Source organism: Streptomyces sp. NPDC058195 (assembly GCF_042883525.1).
GTDB lineage: Bacteria > Actinomycetota > Actinomycetes > Streptomycetales > Streptomycetaceae > Streptomyces.
In genome coordinates this window covers 31,253-51,783 of sequence record NZ_JBHVVM010000041.1, presented here as the reverse complement: position 1 = coordinate 51,783, position 20,531 = coordinate 31,253, and the positions used below count along the sequence as shown (strand labels likewise).

General features: G+C 74.7%; 11 protein-coding genes. 2 read left to right on the top strand and 9 right to left on the bottom strand.

Going from position 1 to position 20,531, the window contains the following annotated elements; translation table 11 throughout:
- Positions 1 to 854: 854 nt before the first annotated feature.
- From ACFVWY_RS33155 to ACFVWY_RS33145, 3 genes are all read right to left on the bottom strand, one after another.
- Positions 855 to 2,519 carry an ADP-ribosyltransferase domain-containing protein gene (locus ACFVWY_RS33155; protein ID WP_389878629.1) on the bottom strand — a complete coding sequence of 555 codons (1,665 nt, stop codon included), beginning with the start codon at positions 2,517 to 2,519 and terminating at the stop codon, positions 855 to 857.
- Positions 2,520 to 2,643: 124 nt separating this feature from the next.
- Complete coding sequence (locus ACFVWY_RS33150) at positions 2,644 to 3,312, bottom strand: macro domain-containing protein (protein ID WP_389878628.1); 669 nt, start codon at positions 3,310 to 3,312, stop codon at positions 2,644 to 2,646.
- A gap of 593 nt (positions 3,313 to 3,905) precedes the next feature.
- Positions 3,906 to 5,480 carry an alpha/beta hydrolase gene (locus tag ACFVWY_RS33145; protein WP_389878627.1) on the bottom strand — a complete coding sequence of 525 codons (1,575 nt, stop codon included), beginning with the start codon at positions 5,478 to 5,480 and terminating at the stop codon, positions 3,906 to 3,908.
- Between the two features lie 425 nt (positions 5,481 to 5,905).
- On the opposite strand from ACFVWY_RS33145, the gene ACFVWY_RS33140 reads away from it, so the two are divergent.
- Together ACFVWY_RS33140 and ACFVWY_RS33135 are read left to right on the top strand one after the other, a co-directional pair.
- Positions 5,906 to 6,205, top strand: coding sequence for a hypothetical protein (locus ACFVWY_RS33140; RefSeq protein WP_389878626.1), 300 nt, complete (start codon positions 5,906 to 5,908; stop codon positions 6,203 to 6,205).
- Between the two features lie 443 nt (positions 6,206 to 6,648).
- Positions 6,649 to 7,236: a hypothetical protein gene (locus tag ACFVWY_RS33135; protein WP_389878625.1), complete on the top strand. Its 588-nt coding sequence runs from the start codon at positions 6,649 to 6,651 to the stop codon at positions 7,234 to 7,236.
- An 86-nt stretch (positions 7,237 to 7,322) separates the two neighbouring features.
- Here the strand turns inward: ACFVWY_RS33135 and ACFVWY_RS33130 are convergent, their stop codons facing one another.
- From ACFVWY_RS33130 to ACFVWY_RS33105, 6 genes are all read right to left on the bottom strand, one after another.
- The gene (locus ACFVWY_RS33130) at positions 7,323 to 9,155 is read right to left on the bottom strand and encodes a hypothetical protein (RefSeq protein ID WP_389878624.1); all 1,833 of its coding nucleotides are present in this window, start codon (positions 9,153 to 9,155) and stop codon (positions 7,323 to 7,325) included.
- Complete coding sequence (locus tag ACFVWY_RS33125; RefSeq protein WP_389878623.1) at positions 9,152 to 12,916, bottom strand: DUF5682 family protein; 3,765 nt, start codon at positions 12,914 to 12,916, stop codon at positions 9,152 to 9,154. The genes ACFVWY_RS33130 and ACFVWY_RS33125 overlap by 4 nt, the downstream gene beginning before the upstream one ends.
- The gene (locus ACFVWY_RS33120) at positions 12,913 to 14,067 is read right to left on the bottom strand and encodes an AAA family ATPase (protein WP_389878622.1); all 1,155 of its coding nucleotides are present in this window, start codon (positions 14,065 to 14,067) and stop codon (positions 12,913 to 12,915) included. Before ACFVWY_RS33120 ends, ACFVWY_RS33125 begins: the two co-directional genes overlap by 4 nt.
- Positions 14,068 to 14,192: 125 nt before the next feature.
- Positions 14,193 to 19,106, bottom strand: a complete 4,914-nt coding sequence (locus ACFVWY_RS33115) for a DNA-binding protein (RefSeq protein ID WP_389878621.1) — start codon at positions 19,104 to 19,106, stop codon at positions 14,193 to 14,195.
- The gene (locus ACFVWY_RS33110) at positions 19,103 to 19,969 is read right to left on the bottom strand and encodes a DUF4132 domain-containing protein (RefSeq protein ID WP_389878620.1); all 867 of its coding nucleotides are present in this window, start codon (positions 19,967 to 19,969) and stop codon (positions 19,103 to 19,105) included. The genes ACFVWY_RS33115 and ACFVWY_RS33110 overlap by 4 nt, the downstream gene beginning before the upstream one ends.
- Positions 19,947 to 20,333 carry a hypothetical protein gene (locus tag ACFVWY_RS33105; protein WP_389878619.1) on the bottom strand — a complete coding sequence of 129 codons (387 nt, stop codon included), beginning with the start codon at positions 20,331 to 20,333 and terminating at the stop codon, positions 19,947 to 19,949. Before ACFVWY_RS33105 ends, ACFVWY_RS33110 begins: the two co-directional genes overlap by 23 nt.
- Between the last annotated feature and the right edge of the window lie 198 nt (positions 20,334 to 20,531).

Below are 20,531 nucleotides of genomic sequence, written 5' to 3'. Positions count from 1 at the left end.
GGGCACCGCCACCGACCAGGAAGTCGTCGACCTCTTCACCGGCATCTACGCCGACGGCCTCGACGCCCTCCACAAGACCCTCTCCGCCTGACACCAGAGCCGTCGCGGCACCCCGCCGTGGCCCGGGTACGCGCTCCGCATACCCGGGCCGCAGTGCGCCCGGGCCGTACAGTCACCCGCCGCGCCAGCCAGCGTGTCCAGCACGTGGCGCCGGAGCGGAGCGCCGGTACCGCCGGAGGCCCGCGACACGGTCACCACCACGGATCGCCACCACGATCGGCCCGGGTCCGGCCCGCATCACAGGAATGCCCCCCCCCGCCGGTCCGCTCTTCAACGAGCTGAGACACACGAAGCGAACCTGCTCAGCTCGTCCTCAGCCAGCGCACCGCCGCGTCCAGCCAGTACGCCCGAGGCGGCCAAGCGGAAGACCAGCGCCCGCCAGGGCATCCGAGCCCCCCGGCTCCGGGGAGCACCGAGCCCGCCAGACGGGGTCCGGCCTGGTGACAGAGCAGGCCGTCGACCACCACGGCCGCGCCGCAGTGACGGCCAGTACGGCGGGAAGTCCACGGGTTCGCGAAGCTCCCGCAGCCCGGTGCCCGACTGGCGGATGTCTTCCGGTACTTCCGCGGCCACGGCGCCCCAGGCGACTCGGTCAGCCGCCGCCCGCGGATGCTGGTGCGCCGTCCAGCCGGCCAGGACGCGGAACGTCCCGCAGTGCCTCGTGGAAGGCCCTGTCGGCAGACCCCGGCTCATCTGGCGGGAAGGCCCTCTCTCTCCCCGCCGCGGGATGGCGGCCGTGTCCCCCGCCGCACTCGCAGCCTTCGCGCAGACGAGCGCGGCGGCGGCACGAACGGTCACGACACCTGGCCGGCTCCCTCCAGCTCGGTCAGCCGCACCGTGCACAGGCCCCCGCGCTCGGCCTTCACCTCCGTCACCTTCAGCTGTGTCCCCGGCGCGAGGATGTACTCCTCCTCCCCCGTGAACGCGGAGAACCGCCGGATCCCCACCGCGCGCGCGGGCGTCACCTCGAACAGCGTCCGCCGGCCGCGCCCGCCGAGGAACGCGCGGGCCACGCCCAGCTCGGACGTGCACGACGACACGCCCCACCACGTCACCGTCCGCCCCAGCGGGTACTGGGACCGCAGGTCCAGCGCCACACCGCGCCACAGCGGCCGCGCCTGCGCGGGCAGCGCCTCCATCGCCGAGAACAGCAGCCGCAGGTACGGCAGGTACGGCACCACGCGCTCGCGGTCCGACGAGCGCAGTACGGCGTTGATCTCGCGGTAGAAGCCCGACTCGCACGTGTACAGGTAGAGGGCCGCAATCGCGTCGGCCGACAAGGTGCCCGCGGCGTCCTTGGACCGCGCGCCCGCGGACGCCTCTTCTGCGGCTTTCGCCGCTCCGAAACGGCTCGACAGGTCGATGTGCCGGTCCAGGTGCGCGAGCACCTGCGAGACCGGCTCGACGGCCTTTCGGAAATCCATCAGCGGCGTGTCGAAGACCCCGGTGACGGGCGGCAGGGCGAGGCCCTCGTCCTTGACGCTGGTGAGCCGCTCCAGATACAGCTGGTGCAACTCCATCGTGGACGTGATGAACGCTCCCATCCGCTGCGCGACCTCACCGGCCTGAGGCCCGCCGTCCCCGCCCGTCCCCTGGTCCCAGCCCTTCTGCGGCAGCCAGTCGACCGGCTCGGCTCCCACCGCCGCCAGGGCGTCGTTCACCTGGGCGAAGTGTTCGCCCTCGCAGAACAGATCCCCCTGCGCGGCCGGGTTGGCGTGGTCCAGGTGACGGACCTGCACGCCCGGGTACTTCTTCTCCAGCCGCTGGACGACCCTCTTCAGACTCCGGGCGTGCGCGCCCCACCAGGCGAACACCACGCCCCGGTCGTCCTCCTCCGCCGCGTTCTGCTTCGCCCGGAGGATCTCCTCGGCGATCTGCTCGGCCACGGGGCGCCAGAACGACGTGTGCCGGTCGGTCGCCATCGCCCCGTCCGCGCTCGCCGTGAGGGACGCGTTCAGCAGCAGCACACCCTGGGTCAGCATCGCCTGGAACCACTCGGGCGGCTGAACCGTGTCCTCCTTCTTCAGCAGGGCGCGGACGTCGGCTATCGGGGTCTTCTTGGCGATGCCGTACTTCCACATCGCGGCCGCCTTGATGAGGCAGCGGATGCTGACGACGCGGCCGAACTGGCTGTCCTTCCAGTCGCTGAAGGTGTTGTCGAACATCGCGATGCCGGTCGCGCTCTCCGCGCGCGGATAGGGGTTCTGTCCGAAGACGACCGCCTTCCACTTCTCCGGCGGGTGCGGCTTCAACGCCTGGAACGTCAGCTCGCGCACCGGAACGACCTCCGGGCTGCGCTTCGGGCCGATGAAGTCGGCGGCTCCCGGCTGTGCCTCGATCACCGGTCCGAGCAGCGGCAGCCACGGCTCGCCGCCACCGGTGAACAGGCCTGCCAGTCCGAGCGGATCCCCGGCCGGGGACGCGGCGCCGTCCGCGGCGTTCGCATCGGCTTCACTCACGAGGGTGGGACTCCCGGTACTCGGGCCGGACGCCTCCACGGGCGCCCCGGCGTGCTGAACAGGTGTGGCAGGGCCGTCGCCGGTGTCCGCGCCCTGGGCGGCACCGGTCTGCGGGGTCTGCGGGTCAGTGGCGAAAGGAGGGACGCTGCGGCACGTTGATCCGGACCCGCCGTGCGGACCCCGCTCCCTCGATGTCGTCGAGCTGCCCCAGTACAGCGGCCCGCAACTCGTCGTAGTCCGCGAATCCGTGGTCGTGGAAGAGGGTGTAGCCCGTCCACATCAGGTTGGCGCACACCTTCGCGGGGACCTGCCCGGTCTGCGCGCCCATCCCGACGAGGGCCACCGAGCGGATACTGCCCGGCTTCGCCCGGTTCTGCAGGTGCACGGCCTGGAAGGCGGCCGCGCAGGCCAGGGCCACGTTCATCGTGTGGCTGACGTTCTGCGACGACTGGCGCATGGTGGGTGTCGAGATCAGGTACCGGGGCGTGTCCGCCCCGGACGGGACACACACCGCGCTGCCCACCGGCAGACGTCCTGCGAACCGGTCGCGGATCGCCCGCTGCACCCGCACCTGGATGCCCGCACCGAGGTACCGCTTGACGACGGCGTCGACCCCGCCGTCCATCCGGCCACGCTCGTTGGTGGGGGAAACCCAGGCGTCGGCGTCCACGTCGAGAAGGGAACCCCGTCTGATCCCGACCTCCGGCGTGTCCGCGAACGCGGACCGCCAGGCTGTCACCACCTCGTCATTGACATCGACCAGGACGACGCTCAACGCATGCCTGACACCCACGAATTCACTTCTCTCATCCAGTGATCTCGAACAGCCCCGAAACTACCGCGCGCCACTGACAGCGCCGTTCGGCACGGTTGTCCGGGCGGGGAGAAGGAAGCGGGAGTCCAGGACGCGGGCGCCGCACGAGGCCCGGCTCGCCGGCCGGTTCAGATGCCGGGCGGGCCGTACGCTGCCGGGCCGGTTCGGTTCCGTGGGGCCGCCGAGGGCCGCGAGCGGGAACAGGTCATCGCCCGGCGCCCCGGATGGCTCGGGTTGGGCGGGGCGGCGGACGAGGCGGGCGGGGCGGCCGGACAGGCGCGCGGGCTCGCCGGGTTCGGGCCCGGGTGCGGTTGCCCCGGAGGGCCTCGGGAGGGCTTGGCCTCGTCGTGCCGGGCCCGGACGGTCCGGGCACCACGGGCCGTGCCGACGGCGGAGACCGGGGGGTGGAGACCGGGGGGTGGCGCGATGCCCGCCCGCGCCCGCACGGGACCTGGTCCAGGAGCCCGGCCGCGGGGGTGGGCGGCGCCTGAGCGCCCGGACGGCGGGGCGTGGCGCCCGGCCCGGAGCGTCGAACGGCGTCCGGGCCGAGGGCTCGTGGTGCGGCTGCCGGGCTACTTGGCGCAGGTGCGGTCGCGGGCGGGGAGGCGGCCGGTGGCGAGGTAGGAGTTGACGGTGGAGTCGATGCAGGCGTTGCCGTAGACGCCGTAATTGACGTGCTGGTTGGCGCCGTCGAGGGTGAGGAGGCGGGAGCTGGGCAGACGGTCGTGCAGGGCGACGCTGTTGGCGTACGGGACGCGGGGGTCACCGGTGGAGGCGACGATCAGGGCCCGGGTGTCGTGGCGGACCCGGACCGGTGCCTCGCGCGGGCGGTCCCAGAAGGCGCACGGGGTGATGCTCTCGGTCAGCGGGGCGAACAGCGGGTGGTCGGCGCGGCCCCGTTCGATGTCACGCCAGTACGTCTCGGGGTCGCGCGGGGCGGAAACGTCGCCGCACAGGATCGCGGTCTGGGCGCTGGCGACGGAGGAACCGGCCGGGGTGAACACGCTGCGCAGCAGGCCGGCGAAGGCGGGCGTCAGGGTGGTGGGGCGGCCTTTGGCGGCCCGGGCGAGCAGGGACATGTGCTCGGCCAGGGAGGCGCGCGCCGGGTCGGTGTCGTCGGCGAGTTCGGTGAAGAGCAGGGCGGGGACCTGGCTGCCGTCGAGGCGGAAGACGTCGGGGGCGGTGCCGACGGTGAGCGGTCGGCGGGCGGAGGCGGCGATCACGCCGTCGAGGGTGGCGCGTACCTGGTCGCGGGTGCGGCCGAGGTGGTAGGTGCCGTGGCGCGCGGCCGTCCAGTCGGCCCAGTCGTCGTACGCCTTCTCGTTCTCGGCGTCGGCGCCCTTCAGGAGGCGGGGGTTGTAGCGGTCGGGGTCCAGGGCGCTGTCGAGGACCACCCGGTCGTGGCGGGTGGGGAACATCTGGGTGTAGGCCGTGCCCAGGTACGTGCCGTAGGAGTAGCCCAGGTAGGAGATCTTCCGCTCGCCGAGGACGCTGCGGACGACGTCGATGTCGCGGGCGGTGTTGCGTGTCGTGACGTGCGGCAGGAGGGTGCCGTTGGTGGCCCGGCAGCGTTCCGCGACGTTTCTGGCGCGGGCCGTCTGGCGGTCGAATCCGGCCCGGTCGGGGCCGGCCGACAGCAGGCCGGGGCCGGAGGACAGGCCGCAGTCCAGGGGGGTGCTGCGGCCGGTGAAGCGCGGGTCCATGCCGATCAGGTCGTAGCGGGCGCCGGTCTCCTTCATCACGGGGCGCACAGCGAGCCCCGTGCCGAGGCCCGGTCCGCCCGGACCTCCGGGGTTGATCAGGAGGGAGCCGATCCGGTGACGGGGGTCGGTGGCCTTCAGGCGGGAGACGGCGACGGTGAGGGTCCGGCCGCGGGGCTTGCTGTAGTCGAGCGGCACGGTCACGTCCGCGCAGCGTGCGCCCGCGGCGTCGAGGGCGCGGCCCGTCTCGTCGTCGGCACCCTGGGCGCAGCCGTGCCAGTCGGGGCGCTGCTGGTAGTAGCGGCCGAGCCCGGCCGCAGGGGCCGCGCCGGAGGCCGTGGGCGTCGCGGCGGTGGCGGATGGGGTGACCAGGCCGGTGGTGAGGCCGGCGGCGAGGACGAGTCCCACAGCCGAGGCGCGCCGTGCGGCGGTGCCGGGGGTGATCATGGTGCTTCTCCTGACGGTGACGGACACGGCCGGTCCGGAGAGTGTCCGGGCCGGGCAGGTCGAGCCTTCCAGCGCGCTCCGCCCGCGCGCATCGCCGTGAGGCATGAACTGGTGGTACGTCAGGTGCAGCAGGGCGGGTCACCGGCCTACGGCACGCGTACCACCGCCTGTGCCCGAACACGGCGGGGTGTGGCGCCGTGGCATGTCAAGTGGAAGGTTTCATGGGCTGGTTGGCCGCTTCCGGGCCTACGGCTGACGTGCGGGGAGCGGTTGGGTGAACTGCCCCAGGGCCGGGCGGCGCGGCGCGGCCCGTGGCCGCTCCCCCGGTCTCGCGTTCCCGCGCGCCGTCTGGTGGCGGGAGCGGTGACGGGCCTGCTGGCGGACGGGGCCTGGCAGTGGTGGGGCCCCGTGTGTAGCGTCGCTCCATGACCGACGAGACCACGGCCAGGGCAGGCAGAGAGTTCTACACGTTCGACGGCCGGATTCTGGAGGTCTTCGGCAGTCATCCGCAGCGGTTCCACGTCCGGAACATGGATCTGCGGGTCATGGGCCCCGACCGGAAGGGGAGGCGGACCATCGTGGTCGTCGCCGGTTCTCCCGAAGCCCCGGCGACGCAGCACACCTGGCACCACTCGGCCGAGGAATGGCAGCGGGCGCAGGGCCTGGAGGCCCTGCTGGAAGCGGTACGGGCGGGTATCGCGTCGGCCCGGGAGCGCGGCATCTGAGGGGGTTCGCGCACTGGTGGCTGAGGGCGGCCGTGCCGGGGCCCGGGTTCCTTCACGGGCGCCGCTCGTCCTGGGGCCCGAGCCGTGTCGGTGCTGATGGCGCAGGTGGTCGGGTCCGCGCGTCCGTGCGGGCCCGCAGCGCGGTGACGGTCCGCTGCCGGGTGCCGTCCCGCTGCCGGTGGCGGGACAGGTCGCGTGACCGGCCCCGGGACCGTGCTGGGCGGGTGTGCTCGGCCCTGGGGTGCCGGATACGGACCCGGAGCGGTGTGCCGCCGGTGAGCCCCGCCGTCGGGTCCGGGCCGGCGGGTGGCAGCGGCTGGTGATCGCCCGTGTATCCGGGAGAACCCGGCCGTTGGGCCGTCCGACCCCTACGGTGGCTTTCCGGGGGTACTGAGGGATCGTCCCGATGGCCCGTACGCGTACCGGGCAGCGACCGTATGGACATGACATCGGCCACACGCACCACTCGACTGCTCTGCGTCCTCATTCCCCTCCTGCTGCTGCTGTACGGCGTGCTTCGGCTGATCGACGGCATGGACGGCGATCACGGCCCGGGGGTGGCCTGGAACCTCGGCCACACGTTCTTCCTCGCCGCCTTCCTCCTGCTCGGCGCTTTCGTCGTGGTGCTGCGCGGCCTCGTTCCCGCGGCCACCGTCCGGATGAGAGTTGTTGCCGGTGCCGCCATGGCGGCGGGAGTGTTCGGTGCAGGCTGCTTCGTCTGGGTGATCCTCGGTGATCTGTTCTCCGGTCTCGCCGAGTCCGCTCCGCTGCCCGGATCTCTTGAGTTCGCGGGGCCGATGGCCTTCCAGCTCGGAATGCTCACTCTGCTGATCATGATGGCGGCCGTGCGGCCCAGGCGGCTGCCCGTGTGGAGCCCGGTGCTCGTGTTCGTGTTCTTCGTCCTGATCGCGGTCAGCCTGGACCTGATCCCGCTCGCGGCTCTGGTGCTCATGGCCGGTCTCGCGCCGCTGGCCCGCGTCCGCGCACCGGGTGCCCCGCGCGTGCCCGTCAGCGAGGGTGCGGCCGGCTGAGCGTTTCCCGTCGGGTCGCCGTAGGCATCCGCTGCCGTCCCGGTCCGCCGGACTGTCCGGGCGGTCCGGCCTGACCGGGCGGCGGGTCAGGACCAGGACGCGGCCAGCAGCGAGCGTTCCGCGGCCGCCACATGCACGGCCGAGGCGAGCCAGGCCCTCGCGTAGGCGTCGGCGCAGGGGTCGGTCAGGCGGCCGAAGGGGTCGCGGGGGCGGCGTCCCGCCTCCGTTGTCAGGGCCTGTGCGAGGTGGGCCGCTCCGCCGAGTCCCGCCCGGGTCAGGCGGGCAAAGAGCGAGGCCGCGTCCGTGCCGCGGCCCGCCTCGGCCACGGCGCGGCGGCCGCCCGCGACGCCCGTCTCCAGCAGGCGCCGGACACGCCACAGGGGTGCCTGCGCCAGCGGGTCCGGGGCCGCGGTGACCGGCCCGCAGGCCGCTGGTCCCGCCGGAGGGCGGGGGAAGTGTTCGCCCTGGAGCCGGTCGTAGCCCAGGTCGGCGCGGCCCTTCCACGCGTCCGGCAGGCGCAGGGTGGCCGACGCCCCCGGCACCGGCCCGGCCGCCAGTGGCAGGAGTGTCGCGGCCCGGTCCAGGTCGGGGCGGCCGAGCACGCGCAGGGCGAGTCCCGGATGTTCGGCGATCCGCCGCAGGTTGGCGGCGTGCGGCAGCTCCGGGTGGGGGTGTGCGGGGCGAAGCCGCAGCAGCGGTCCCTCACCGGCGACGCGGACGACGACGGAGTCGTCGGCCGCACCGATCACCTCGACGTCGCAGCCCAGCAGGCTCGGGGCCGCGCCGCCGGGTCCGCCCGTCTCGGGCGCGCTGTCGGCGAGCACGGCGGCCATCGCCTCCCGCACCGGCCGGGTGAAGAGGGCGGCGGCGGGTTCCTCGGACCAGTCCACCCCGCGCAGGGGTGTCGCGCTGACTCCCCGGCCTGCCCCGAGCCTCCCGTCCGCGGAGACGGTCGCGCCGACGATCCGCAGGCCCCCGCGCGCCAGCCCTGCGTGGTCGAGGACGGCACCGCCGAGTGCCACGGACGCGGACCCCGCGCCCTTCGCACGGGCGAGGCCGCCGGGGCGTACGTCGGACACGGTGTACCCGGCGCCGTTGGGACCGACCAGGTGTGTGGCCACTCCGCCGTACCCCGTCGCGGACAGCACCGGCTCCCGGCACAGGCCGTACACCCGCAGGCTGCCTCCTTGTTCGTAGGCCCGGCGCGCGGAGCCTGCCGCCTCCGTTCCGGCGGTCCCGGAGGCGAGCAGGGCGGTGACTGCCAGCAGTTCGCGGAAGGCTCCGGTGAGGTCGGAGAGGCGCTGTCCCCCGCTCCGCTCCCGTGCGGCCCTCAGGCTCCGTACGACTCTCAGCGCGGCTGCTTCGGCCCGCGGCAGCCCGGCCAGCCGCGCGGTGTGGGCGGCGCGGAGCAGCTCGGCCTGCACTATGGCGCCGCCCGCCGTGACGCCGGCGGACAGGGCCTCGGCGGCGGCGTCCCACAGTGCCGTGGCGGCGCGGATCTGCTCCGTGCTGAGGGTGGCCGGTGTGACCGGCGTGGCCGTGACGTCGGCGGCGGGGGTGGGGGGTGCGGCCTTCTCGGGCTCGGCGTCCGGGCCGGTGGCGGTGCCGCCCGCGCCGCCTTCCCCGTCCGCGAGGGGTGCCGCGCCCAGGACCGCGGCCCGGTGCAGACAGCGCGGGGCCAGCAGGCATGTGCACACGGCCTGTTCCCTGTTCGTGACCGTGCCGGACGGACCCGGGCGCAGTGTGACGGTGGCGTCCTCGCCGAAGCGGACCTCGACCGCCCCGTCAGCCGTGGTGGAGGCCTGGTCCGCGCAGCCCGGGATCGCCGCGTCGAGTTTCTTGCGCAGACGTGTGCTGAGCTGTTCGACGGCGTCGGCGAGGACGTCGGGGGCGACGGGGGGCAGGGGTTCGGTACTCAACGGGGTTCTCCACGGAGGCGGTCGCCCACCCAGCGGGCGAGTTCGAGCGGGCTGAGGGCGGCCACCGGCATGCCGGCCGCGACGAGCTGGCGCGCCACGGGCACCGAGTAGCGGGGCGTGCCGGTGTCGTCGAGCGCCGCGCAGCCCAGCAGGTGGGCGCCGCAGGACGCCAGGGCGCGCACCTCGCCGAGCAGTCGGCCGAGCGGTGCGCCCTCCTCGAAGTCGCTGACCACGACGACGAGTGTGCGGCTCGGCACGGTGATCAGCGAACGTGCGTGCGCGAGACCGGCGGCGATGTGCGTGCCGCCGCCGACCCGGACCTCCAGCAGCAGTGACAGCGGGTCCTCGACCCGGTCGGTCAGGTCGATCACCTGTGTGGAGAAGGCCAGGAAGTGGGTGGACAGGGTCGGAACGCCGCCGAGGACCGCGGCAGTCAGCGCGGACCAGATCACCGACGCCTCCATCGAGCCGGAGACATCGACGACGAGGACCAGGCGCCAGTCCGCCTCCTTGCTCGCCCGCGTGCTGAACAGCGGGCGCTCCGGTACGACGACCAGTCGCCCGTCCTGCGTCCGGCGGGTGTGGGCGAGATTGGCCCGCAGGGTACGGGCGAGGTCGAGGCGCCCGCCGGGCCGTCGGGTCGGGCGCGGGGTGGCCAGACCGGTGAGCGCCGGGCGCAGGCGGGTGGCCAGCTCCCGGGACAGTTCGTCGACGAGTCGTCTCACCAGCGGCCGCAGCCGGGCGAGCTGGGTCTCGGGCATGCCTCCGGCCAGGGACAGTACCGAACCGAGCAGTTCCACCGACGGGCGTACCGACGCCGGATCGAGCTGGGTGAGTACGTCGGTGCGGCCGGTATCGGCGGCCTCCGCGAGTACCTCCTCGCGTACGTCGGTGCCGAAGAGGGCCTCCAGCTCCTGCGCCCACTCCCGTGCGGTGGGGAAGGACGGGTCCTGGCCGCCGTCTTGGCCTGGTGCGCCGCCGTTCAGGTCCTGGGCGCCTTCGCCGCGCCCGCGGCCGTAGAGCTCGTCCAGGGCGTGGGCGTAGCGGCGCGCGTCGCCGGTGAGCCGTTCCTTGTGGCGGCCGAGCAGCAGCCGCCAGCGGTCGGCGGGGCCGAGCCGTCGGTCCGCGGCGGGTGTGGGGCGGGGGCGGGCGGCCGGGTCCGGGCCTGGTTCTGTTCCTGGGCCGGCGGCGGCCGGTGTATCCGGGCCTGGCAGGCCCAGGGCCTTCAGCGCGGCCGTTCCGGCCGCGTCGGCGGCCGCCCACAGGGCGAGCAGTGCGGGCGGGGCGTCGAGTGACAGGTCGAGCCGGTCGCCGAGCCGCTCCGTCACGGTGGTGAGCAGCCTGTCGCGGGCGGCCGGGGCCAGGGCGTCGAAGCCGCCGCGCAGGGCCGGGAGCCGGTCGAGGAAGTCCTGGTCGGCGAGGGTGTCGATCCGGTCCATGAGCGTGGCGAGCGCGTCCGGCGAGGCCTGGAGCAGCGGACCGGCCGCGGTGAGCAGCCCGGTAAGCCGCTTGGCCAGCGCCCGGCGCGTGCCGGGGGCCGTGGCCCCGTCGATCCAGCCGGCCGTGCGCTCGCCCAGATCGGCCGCGTCGTCCAGGTCGAGCAGCACGCGTACGGCCAGGGCCGCGCCCTGGATGAGCGGGGAGCCCTCGGCCGCGAGCCCGGCGAGCGTCCGGTCCAGTCTCAGGCCCAGGTGGCGGGCGGCCGTCCGGTCGGCCAGTGCCACCAGTGCCCCGGCGTCGGCGCCGCTGTCGCTCCCGGCGAGGCCGGGCAGGGAGCGGACCGCGGCTTCGAGGAGTTCTTCCGTGAGTGTGCCCGCGCGCGTGCGGGTGTCGTGCGTGGTGCCGGGGTAGTGTCCGCGCCGTAGTCCCTCCAGCAGGTCCAGGGCCTGGAGGAGTTCGGGCAGGTCGGCGCTGTGGGGCAGTACGGCGGATGCCTCGTGCAGGCGTGCGCCGACCAGTTCGGGCAGGTCGCAGCGTGCGGCGGCGGTCAGCCCGGTGAGGATCTGGGCCGGGGCGGGTCCGCCGTCGGCGGCCTCGTGGCGGGCGGTCGCGGCGAGCGTTCCGGCGGCGGCCTGGGCCGCGGTCACTCCGCGCACGCCCGCGAGGTCGAGGCGTGCGGGCACGGACGGCGTCCATGCCAGGCGCCACTTGGTGCCGAGTGCGGTGCCGTCGCCCGTGCTCGTCACGTCCAGGGGTTCGCCGTACGCGGCGCCGATCACCAGCAGGCGTTGGAGCAGCACTTCCCGGCGGCCGTCCAGTGGTGAACGGAGCGGGTCGAGGCGCAGGTCGCGGCGGTCGGGGTCGTCCGGCCGGGGCAGCCGCAGTTCCGCGAGCTCGGTCTCGACCGCGGGGCCGAGACCGGATCGGGGGGCGTGCGGAGTGATCCGGCCGCGAGCGGTGCCGACGAACACGGCCTCCAGGGCCAGGGCCAGGGCCCGGCCCCGGCCGAGTCGTTCGCCCTGGCCGAGGACCGTGGTGACGGCTTCGAGGAGTTCGCCGCGCCCTGGCGCGGGCAGTCCGCGCAGGGTGGCCAGGTCGCAGGCCAGGCGTAGCGTCTCGGCGGCCTCGCCGGTTCCTGCGGTGTGGCCGTTCCGGCGCATCTCACGGCACAGGCCGGTCACCGCGTCGGCGGCTGCCTGCCGGATCCGTTCCGGGTCGCCGGCGGTGGTGAGCACCGCCTGCTGCCACAGTGGGTCGCGGATTCCGGCCGGGTAGCCGGACCGGGAGTCGAGCAGGTCGAAGGAGTACGGCACGAGGGAGGTGGCCGTGGGGGCCCTGGTGGCGGTGGCGCCGTTCTTCCCGGTCCGGCCGGCCGGGCGATCGGCTGCCGTGTCCGTAGCGGCCTCTCGTGTACGGGGCTTGGCGCCGTGCGGTCCGGCCTGGGGCGGGATGTCCGTCTGCCCCGTAGCGCGAGGGGTGTCCGTCGTCCCGGCTCCGGTCTCCGTCGCGGTATCCGCCTGCGTGGGTATGAGGAGCGCGGGTGCGTGGAAGGCGCCGATCACGGCTGCCGCCCGGCGCCCGCTTGCCGTGGCGGCGGCGATCACCTGCCGCATCCGTTCCTCCCGTGCCAGGTCGGCGGCGGGTACGACGGTGTCGGCGCGCAGGGCCCAGCCCACGCCCAGTGCGGCCCGGCGCACCGCGTCCGGGGTGCACCCCGGGGCCAGCACCTCCACCGCGCGGTCCCACAGGTCGTCGCCGTCCCGGCCGGTCCCGGCGGCGGCGAGTGCCCCGGCGTACGGGCGCCGTACCCGTGCCGTTGCGTCGCTGGAAGCAGGGTCCGGACCGGTGTCCGGACCGGTGGTGCGCGCGCCTGTGCTGTCTGGGGTGTCCAGGGGGGTACCGGCTGGGGGGCGTGCGGTCTCGCTCCCGTCCGGCTCGTGTACCGGTCCGTGCGCTCCCGCCGTCCAGCCCGGGTCGCCGAGGGGAAGGTCGCAGCACACGACCTCCACTCCGCGGCTTCTGGCCCAGCGGACGGCGGCGAGTTCCGGTGAGAAGTCGGCGAACGGGTAGAACGAGAGCGGTCCTCCCTCCGCTGCCCCGGCCAGGGCGACCGGGGCGACGGTTTCGGGGTCCGCCAGATGTTCCAGCCAGGGCTGGAAGTCGGCCGGCAGTTCGACGCAGACCACTTCGGCCCGTGCCTCTTCCAGCAGGGCGGGTACCACTGCGGCCAGTGCCGGGCTGTGGTGGCGCACTCCCAGCAGGTACGGGGCACGCGATGCGGCCAGCGCGTCCACGGCGGTGCGTGGATCGGCGGTGGTCAACGCAGGCTCCCGCGCAGGTCCCAGAGCCGGCGCCACATCGCCGAGCCGTTCTCCGCGCGGCGGCGCACCGGGCCGTCCCAGTAGCCCAGCAGCCGTGCGTGGTCGGCGGGGTCGTCCTTGCGGACCACGCCGAGCAGGTGTCCTGGCAGCAGGTCGAGGACGTCCCCGCCGGGCAGGTAGGCGGCCGCGACCCCGAGCGACGCCGCTACCTGGACGGCCTCGGCGGTGGACATGACCGTGCCCGGCCGCTCGACGTCCCAGCCCTCGGTGGAGCGGCCGGAGCGCAGGTCGCGGAAGACGGTGAGCAGGGCGTCGAGGACGGCTTCGTCGACGGCGAAGGCCGCGCCCGCCCGCTGCACGGCGGCGACGGCCTGGCGGCGGATCAGGACCGCCTCGGCGTCGGCGTCGGCGATCGGGTCGACCGTCTCGAAGTTGAACCGGCGCTTCAGTGCGGCCGACATCTCGGAGACGCCCCGGTCGCGCAGGTTGGCGGTGGCGATGACGGTGAAGCCGGGGGCGGCGCGGACGACCGCGTCCTCGGTGGCGGTCAGTTCGGGCACGCTGATCCGCCGGTCCGACAGGAGGGAGACGAGGGCGTCCTGGACCTCGGGCAGGCAGCGGGTGATCTCCTCGACCCGCACCACCCGTCCGGTCCGCATGGCGGCGAGGACCGGGGAGTCCACGAGGGCCTGCGGGGTGGGGCCCTGGGCGAGCAGCAGGGCGTAGTTCCAGCCGTAGCGGAACGCGTCCTCGGTGGTGCCCGCCGTGCCCTGCACGGTCAGGGCGCTGGTTCCGCTGACGGCGGCCGCGAGCAGCTCCGACAGCATCGACTTGGCCGTTCCGGGCTCACCGGTGAGCAGCAGCCCGCGTTCTCCGGCGAGGGTGACCACGCAGCGTTCGACCAGCGCGCGTTCGCCGACGAACTTCGGGGCGATCACCAGCTTCGGCGGCAGACCCGTGCGGCGCCGGGGCAGGGTCAGCTCCATGCCGTCGCTGCCGCAGACGAACGTGACCACCGCGCGGGGGGTGAGCGCCCAGCCGGGCGGGCGCGGGCCGGTGTCCTGGGCGGCGAGGAAGGCGAGTTCGGCGGCGTGGCGCTCCTCGGCCGGCTGGCCCTGCCGGACGGGTGGGGTCGGCTCGGTGACGGTCATGCGGGATTCCTTCGTCGTGGTTCGGCGGTGGGTACGGGCGGCGCGGCGTGCCCGGGGCGGGCGCGCCGCGCCGTGCTGACGACGGGTGGCCGGTCAGCGGCGGCTCGGGGCCGTTCGGCGGTGCCTCAGCGGCGGCGTCTCGTGCGCCGCACCTTCAGCTCCTCGAAGCGGGGAAGGTCGCCTTCGAGGATCCGCCGCCAGGCACGGGCGTACAGCTCCGCGGCCGGTTCGACGGGCACCAGGGCGCCCAGTGCCGGCGTCCCGCCCGTGGCCACCCCGTACATCGGCAGCTTCCACTGCTCGACGGGCAGGACGGGCGTCGGCTGTTCCGCCCAGGCGCCGGGCAGGAACAGCGAGCGTCCCGCGCGGGCCCGTACGGCCGGCACCACCAGGTCGGTCCCGGCGAGTTCGGCCCGCGCCGCCTTGAGACGGGCCGGTTTCCACCCCGTCCATCGCGCGGTGTTGCGGTCCGTCGGGTCCGGCATGGCCAGCAGCATCAGGTACAGCGTCGCCGCGTCGGCGGTCAGACCGCGCGTCTCGGCGGCCTCGGCCACGTGCTCGGGCACCGAACGGGACGGGTCCTGCGGCCACCACTGGCCTTCGTCGTCCGCCGCGCCGGCCGCGGGTGTGCCGGGGTCGGCCAGGAGCCGTGCGAACGCCGGGTCGTATGCCCGTCGCAGGGCGGTCTCGACCTCGGTGGGCTGCTGATCGGGTCCGCGCAGTGCCGCCAGGTAGGGGTCGGAGCCGGTGGAGTCCAGGAGTGCGGGGCGTATGGCCGGCTGGGGCTGGCCGTCCTGTGTGGCCATGAGCACCGCGCCGTAGCGCTCGTGGTCCGGTGCCGTCTGCGTGGGGGCGCCGGCCACCTTGCGGAAGTCCGCGAGGCTTGTGTAGTGCCCGGCGCAGAGCAGTAGTCCGGGGGCCGCGAGCCGTTGCCGCACGGCGGTCAGCGCGCTCGGCAGCGCTGCCCGCACCGGGTCGCCGGCGGGCAGCCGGTGGGCCAGCCAGGCCGCCAGGCTCATCGACCCGGTCAGCACCTCCGAGGTGAACGGCGCGTCGGCGGGGGACGCCGGCGCCGGGTGATCGCCTTCGATGTGCCACGGCACGTCGGTGCCGAGCTCCGGCGACGACGCCGGTTCCAGCAGCGCGGGCAGTGCCCGGTGCGCGGGCCAGCCGCTGCGCGCGGCGCGTGCGGCCTCCGCCACCAGCCAGTCGGGCACCGCTCGGCGCCGTCCCACCTTCTCGTTCCACACGGTGGCCGCCGACGCCACGTCCGGGCCTTCGTTCCACAGCCGTGCCGGGTCGTCGGGCAGGAGCGCCGCGAGCACCGCCCGGCGTACCTCGGCCGGGAGCGCGCGCAGTTCGGCGCGGGCGTGTCCCGCCTCGGCCACCTTCAGGCCGAGCGTCTTGCGCAGTTCGGTCGGCAGGAAGTTGTTCTCCCAGCTGTCGACGTCGGGCATGCCTGCGAGAACGATCCGGGCCAGTGCCCGGGACACGCCGGTGAGGCGGCTGAACTCGTCGGCGGCCTCCGGCAGGAAGGGCGCCGCCTCCCGGGAGTGTGCTTCTCCGAGGAAGCCGGCCAGCCAGTCGGCGCCGCGTGCCCGGTCGCCCACCTGCGTGCCTTCGCTCATGGTGTAGGGGCCGGGCGCCTCGAACCGGCCGCTCGGGTCGTGGAACAGCGCGCCGAACTCCCACCCGTCGCCGGTGTCGCGGTTGTGCTCGGTGAAGCCGAGCGCGGCACCGCCGCCCAGGGGCAGCACACTGCGGTGCGCGACGTTGCGGCGCTGGCCGTCGGGGGTGTGCAGGTGGGGCGGCGTCAGGCGGACCAGGACCCGGCGCCAGTGACCGGCCGAGGCCGCCGTCGAGGCCAGCCCCAGTGCGTCCACCAGGCCGAGGACTCCGAGCAGGACCGCCCGGTGTCCGGGGTCTCCGCCGGGCGCGACAGCCCGGTAGGCGATCGCGGCCGGCTCGTCCAGGAGCGAGACGAACGGCAGTCCCGAGTAGGGCAGCGGCGGCAGATCGAAGTGCAGCTGGCCCGGCAGTGCCGTGGCGGTGGTATCGGCGCGCGCGGACGCCAGAGTCTCCAGATAGCGGTGGGTCACGTCGGTGTCCGCGCCGTAGCGGTAGTAGCCGGCTTTGACGATGCCGTGCAGCGCCTTGGCGAGCGCGTGGTCGCTCGGTCCCTGGGCCCGGGTCTCCGTGGGTGCGGTGGCGGGGTCGAGCCGTGCGGCCACGGCGTCCAGCGTCCTTTGCTGCCGCACCGCGAAGCGCAGCACCTTCACCACTCCGGCGATCAGCTCGGGTGCCGAGACCTGCGGCAGCGCGGCGCTCACCAGTGCGGGCAGGTCCGCCGCCCGCTCCGCGCGCACGGCCGCCTTCAGCAGGAGCCCGGCCAGCTCCGTGCCGGTGCGCCGCAGCGCCTCCGATCCCTGCGGATCACGCGCGCGCAGCATGGACAGGTACGGAAGCGGAGGCAGGGCCTGGGCAGCGGTCCCGTAGAGCTCGTTGCGGTGGTCGCACTGGGCCGTCGCCGTGATCAGGCCCTCCGGGTCGCTGAGTGAGAGCTCGCGCCACTGGCGGGTCAGTGCCCGGGGCCGGTCGTCACCGGGGAACGTCAGGGCGGCGACCGGCCTGTCGGCGCCCTTCGGGAGGGTGACGGACCGTCCGGTGGTGTCCTCGCCGTGGTAGCCGCCGTCGGGCAGCCGCACGACACGCCAGCCGAGGAGGCCGTCCTCGGATGTCTTCTGGGCCAGACCCGCCACCGCCGGGGCGGGCCGCAGCCAGCACGAGCCCGCCTCCAGCTCGGCCCCGGGGGCGTGCCCCGGCAGCGCGTCGGCGAGGAATCCGGGCTGTGAGCGCCGGCCGTACGCACCGCTCACGGGGTCGTATTCGAGCCAGCCGCCCTTGTCGTCCCCGTCCTTGTCCTGCCACACCCAGCACGACGTGCCGTCGGACAGCAGCGCGCGTTCCGCGGGCAGCTTCGTGTCGCCGCGGTGGAGGACCCCGCCGCCGGTGGCGCGGCCGCCGCCGGGCAGCTGCAGGCTGAGGTGGTCCGAGCGCATGACCCAGGAGCCGACGCCCGCGAGAGGGAACACCGTGTCGGGCGCGGTGTGCCAGTAACCCTGCGGCTCGCCACGGCCGTATGTGCTCCAGAACACCAGCAGCGCACCGTCCACGTAGTGGAAGCCCGTCTGCCACACGGACGTGGTGGGCACTCGCAGGTCGTGTACGAGAACGGTGGAGTCGGCGTCGATGACGCGCACCTGCGCGGCGTTGGCCACGATCAGGTACGGCCAGGCCTCGGAGACCGTCAGGCCCTCGGTGGTGTGGCGCCCGGGTGCCAGCTCCGTCAGCGCCTCCTCCCAGGCCGGCCAGTGCAGCTCCTCCCACAGGCCGCCCCGGAGCGTGCGTGCCACGGCTTCGCCGAGGTCGGCCCCGGCCGCTGCCGCGACCTCCCGCGGCGCGAGTGCGAGAGCCTCGGAGGGCAGCCACGAAAGCCGCTCGATCGCCTTCGGCAGTCCGGGCAGCCCTGCCGTCACCGACGAGGCGGCCACCTCGCGTATCCACTCGGTGAGCAGGGGGCGTCCGCCGGGCGAGGCGGCCAGCCGCCGCATCACGTCCGCACCGGAGGATGCGCTGTTGTAGCTGTCCGCCCCGCGCCCGAAGGCGGGCCGGAAGCGCGGGTCGGCCGCCAGCGCGGCCAGGTCCCTCGGCTCCTCTCCGCGCGCCCAGTCCGACAGGTTCAGGGCGTTGCCGCGCTGGTGGCGGGCGGACTTCTCCTCGGGGTCGGCGACCGCGATCTCCAGCGAGAGCAGGAGGTCCAGCAGGTTCACGTCCTCGACACCGATGCGCAGGAACCGCTTGTCCTCGGGCCGGGCCGCCAGGTCGGCACGCAGCCGGGCGGCCGCCCGCCCGACCAGGCCGAGCAGGGCGGGCGGCGTCGGGCGCGTTCCCCAGCCGCGGTGCCGGGCGCTGTGGAAGCGCTCCAGCCAGCCCGCAGCGCCGTCGGAGCACTGCTCCTCCTGCGGCAGGCCGGCGTCGGTGAGACCGGCGTCGGCCCCCGACTCCGCGAGGATGCCCAGCCACAGCTCGGTCATCTCCCCGTTGTCCCCGGGCGGGGTCATCGACAGCAGCGTGCCCCGCACGGACGGAACGCGCCGGGCCAGCGCGGCCAGCGCGCCGCGGTGCGACTTCCACCAGCCGGGGGCGGCCCGCAGGGTGGCCGGCAGCGGGAGGAGCTCGGCGAGGTGGTCCTGCTCCGCCTCGTTGCCGGAGAGGGCCGCGGCGCGGGCGAGCCGTTTCAGCTCCACCGCGGCCTGGGCGGACGGAGCGAGGCCGCCGGCGGTCCGGCGTACGCACAGCCGGCGGAACCGCTCGTACGCCTCGACGGGCGCGAGCCGGGCCGACAGGTCCTTGCCGTAACTGGTGAGGACCTTCACCGGCAGTGCGCCGGCCAGGGCGAACTCCAGGAACACGGCGTCGAGCCGGTTATCGTCGACCGCCAGTCCGTGCTGGGCCTCGCTCGTGCGGGCACGGCCGAACAGCTGGCCTGCGTAGGTGCTGTTCTCGACGCCGAGGAAGACGCGCGCGGCCTGCTCGTAGAAGAGGGGCAGGAAGTGCGGGACGGCCGCGGCGAGCCGTCCGGCCAGCTCGTGGCAGGCGTCCAGGGCGGCCTTGGGCTTGGTCCTGGCCTGCCGGGCCAGCCGGTCCAGCTCGGGTACGACCGCCAGGGCGTGGTGCCCGTCCTCGGGGTGGTGCACCAGCACCCACTCGGGAAAGCCGAGTTCCTGGCGCCGTCCGAGACCGACCACGGCCGGCTCGCCCTGCGGCTCAAGCCCGAGGAAGCTCGCGGCGAGGTCCTCGGCGGGGCCCAGTTCGGCCGCGGCCAGCCGTACGACGACCCGGTCCTCGCCGAGCACCGTGTGGCGGTAGGCGCGGGCGGTCAGCTCGACCGCTGACGGGCCCGCGTCCTGTGCGTCGGCGGGGAGGACCGCGCCTGCCGCGAGCAGCTCCTCGTTGTCGTTTCCAGCCGTCCCGGTCACGCGTCCTCACCCTCGTCGATCGTGCGGCCGGCGTACAGCGCAGCGGCCATGCGCATCCCCTCGGACCAGGCCACCGGCCCGACCTCGGTCAGCCGCACCGCGCGGCCGTTCTCGTCGTGCCAGCTGAGCCCGCCGGTCTCCGACTCCCCGTCCCAGTACGGCTCGCCGATCCACACCGACGCCTCCGTGCCGCTGCCCCCGTCGCGCACCTTGCACGTGGCGTAACCACCGGACACCCGGTAGCCGAGGCCCGTGGCGCGCGCCGCGAGACCGAACCGCGAGGCGAACTTCCCGCCCGCGTAGTCCCGTACCTCCGTCGCCGTCTCCGGACGCCCGGCGTCCGGCCCGTCCGGCCTGGCCCAGGTCGCCCGGTGGATCTGCTCCACCTTCTGGGTGATGCCGAGGTCGGCCGCGAAGTCCCGTACGTCGTCCAGGTCCGGCAGGAGGACGGGGTGGGGAAGCGTCACCGTGCGCGGCGAGAGCCGCACGGTCTCACCGTCGAGGTCGACCACCTTGAGCTCCCCGTCGCCGGTGACGTCCCGCAGGAAGCCGGCCTCGTCCGGGTCGTCGCCCACGACGGCCATGTCACGCAGCGCCGCCTGCCACGCCTCGTCCGGCCACACCCGCGCGATCAGCTCGGTCGGAACCGGAAGCGAGGACACCATCCAGGCATCCACCTGAGCCACGCACGAGGCGGCGTGCCGCTCCAGCCACTCGGCCAGCTGCCTCAGCCGGTCGGCCTCGGGACTGCCGCGCAACGCCTTCGGCAGTGCCTTCAACTGCCTTCCCCCGGCGCGCCGTGCGACCACACGCCCGTCCTCGAGGGTGATCTCGTACCCCTCACCCGCTGCCAGCCACGCCATCAGCCGTGCCCCTCTGCCTGTCCATCAGATGCCAGCGCAGCCGGAACCAGGGACCATGAGGTCCCTGAACTGCGATATGAGGGGAGACTAACGAGGCCCTCTGACAACGCAGGCCGCGAGCGGGGCCTTGGGCCTGCGCACGGCGGGGCGGCTTCGCGGCAGGCACGCTCCGCGCCGACGGCCGGTACGAAGCCGCGGCCGGCTTCCTGCCGGTCCGGGGCGTCCGGAGCCCTGCCTCGGCGGTGACCGCGCCTGCGGCCGGATGGACGATCTCGTCGTGCTCGTCGTGCTCGTCGTGCTCGTCGTGCTCGTCGTGCTCGTCGTGCTCGTCGTGCTCGTCGTGCTCGTCGGCGAGCACGCCCACGCGGTGCAGTGCGGTGCGAGCGCCGACTCGCGCGCTTCGACAGGTCCGCCCGCATCACACCGACGGCGGCCGCCGTCGTGGACCGCCGCGGTTCCGGCCCTGGCCGCCTCCTGCGGTGCCAGGTCCAGGCGGCGCCTGTCCGGGCCGGGGCCGGTGCATCCGTTCAGGCAGGCAAGGCACGTTCCGGCCGCGGGAAAG